The sequence below is a fragment of the Arthrobacter sp. LAR12-1-1.1 genome (genome assembly GCF_040676555.1).
GTDB lineage: Bacteria > Actinomycetota > Actinomycetes > Actinomycetales > Micrococcaceae > Arthrobacter.
The window spans coordinates 1-353 of the sequence record NZ_JBEGIG010000053.1 but is presented as its reverse complement, the minus strand read 5'-3'; the positions used below and the strand labels follow the sequence as shown (position 1 = coordinate 353).

The following is a 353-nucleotide window of genomic DNA, read 5'->3' as shown; positions in this document are numbered from 1 at the left end:
GAACCGCCGGTTCGCGCCTTCGGCCGAGTTCGCGGCGAATGCGGTGGTCACCGCCGGCGAGTACGCCGAGGCCGACGCCGACCGCCCCGCGTTCTGGGCGAAGCAGGCCCGGGGACTGCTGAGCTGGAGCAAGGACTTCACCCAGGCGCTGGACTGGTCCAACCCGCCGTTCGCGAAGTGGTTCGTCGGCGGGGAGGTCAACGCCGCCTACAACGCCCTGGACCGGCACGTCGAGGCCGGCCACGGGGACCGGGTGGCGATCTACTTCGAGGGCGAGCCCGGCGACACCCGCACCTACACCTACGCACAGCTCACCGAGGAAGTGAAGAAGGCCGCGAACGCCTTCGAGTCCC

General features: G+C 70.5%; 1 protein-coding gene. It reads left to right on the top strand.

Annotation, left to right across the window (positions count from 1 at the left end):
• On the top strand, window positions 1-353 hold a 353-nt coding region (locus MRBLAR12_RS19940; RefSeq protein ID WP_364747936.1), incomplete at both ends, for an acetyl-coenzyme A synthetase N-terminal domain-containing protein.